Origin of the sequence: Curtobacterium sp. HSID17257, assembly GCF_003989515.1 — a bacterium.
GTDB lineage: Bacteria > Actinomycetota > Actinomycetes > Actinomycetales > Microbacteriaceae > Curtobacterium.
In genome coordinates this window covers 1-1,482 of sequence record NZ_RBLU01000217.1, presented here as the reverse complement: position 1 = coordinate 1,482, position 1,482 = coordinate 1, and the positions used below count along the sequence as shown (strand labels likewise).

Here is a 1,482-nt window from a genome sequence, read left to right as displayed (position 1 = left end):
TCTCTGCGCTTGTGTGCACTCCACCGCCCACAGCGGAACTCGAACGAGAGAGGCACACTCTTTCCCACCCCGACGCTATTCCGCTCGGTGCGGTAGCCTCGGCGCTCGCCGCCGCGAACGCCGGGTCGCCGTAGGCGCCCAGCCAGTCCGCGAAGGGGTGTCCCTCCGGGGCGCGGCCCAGCTGCGTGCCAACCCAGGCGTAGACCCGGAAGCACGGCAGCACGGCGGCGGCGAGCACCCCGACCGACCCGCTGTCGGCGGCGTCCTGCAGGTGGGCGAGGTACCCCGCGCACGTCGGGTGGACCGGGTCGTCGGCGTGGGTGCCGGCCAGGCGGCGGTGGTGCAGGTCGCGTGCCTCGTCGGCGCAGCCCGCGGCGGCCGCGGCCCAGAACGCCGCGGCGTCGTCGTCTGCAGTGTCGCCGTCCGTGGCCGCCGCCAGCCTCCGGAGGTGCTGCTCGTAGGCCCGCAGGTAGTGGACGTCCTGGGCGAGGTACCCGGCGAACACGTCCGGTCGGAGCGAGCCGTCGGCGAGGCCCACCAGGAAGGCGCAGGACAGCGTCGTCTCGAGGGTCTCCGCGACGTCCGCCCACCAGCGGTCCGTCCACGTCACCGGGGGCAGGGCGGCTCGGGTGCGGGCGCCGTGGTCGACCGGTCCGTTGCCCGTGCCCACCCGCAGGGCGTCGGCACCGCGGAGCGCGTCGGTGAGCCAGGTCTTCGCCTCGCCCACCGCGAGCTCCCAGTCGCCGTCCCGTGCGACCAGCGTCGCGACCGCGCTCGACAGCGAGCACCCCGTCCCGTGCGTGTTGGCGGTGTCGACGCGCGGCCCCCGGAAGGTGCGCGCGGTGCCGTCGGGTCGGACGAGCACGTCGTCGGCGGTCGGGCCGGTGTCGTGCCCGCCCTTCGCGAGCACCAGCACGTCCCAGCGGCGGGCCACCAGCCGTGCTGCATCGACGGGGCTCGAGGCCGTGCCCCCGGCGAGCGCGACGAGGTCGGTCAGCTCCGCCCGGTTCGGCGTCACGAGGTCGGCGAGTGCGAGCAGGTCGCCCATCGCGGCCGTGGCCTGCCGGTCGAGCAGCCGGTCGCCGCTCGTCGCGACCATCACCGGGTCGACGACGACCACGGGCGGGCGGCGTGCGCGGAGCCAGTCGGTGACGGTGCGGACGACCTCGACGGTGCCGAGCATCCCGATCTTGACGGCGTCGACCACCACGTCGTCCGACACGGCGTCGAGCTGCTCGCGGAGGAACCCGACGTCGGGGACGTGCACCGACCGGACGCCGTGGGTGTTCTGCGCGACCAGGGCCGTCACGACGCCCATCCCGTAGCCGTCGTGCGCCGCGATGGCCTTGAGGTCCGCCTGGAGTCCGGCGCCGCCCGTCGGGTCGGTGCCCGCGATGCTCAGGACCCGCGGTACGAGCAGCCCGGTCGGTCCCGTCCGCACCGGCGACGTCGAGCCCGCGGCGGTCCCCGCGGCGGTCATGA

The 1,482-nt window shown here is 75.4% G+C and carries 1 protein-coding gene; it reads right to left on the bottom strand.

The window, feature by feature from the left end; genetic code table 11:
• Positions 1-1,482 (bottom strand): bifunctional hydroxymethylpyrimidine kinase/phosphomethylpyrimidine kinase (gene thiD / locus D8M35_RS16105; protein WP_126892713.1); only part of this gene is annotated, 1,482 nt, incomplete at both ends.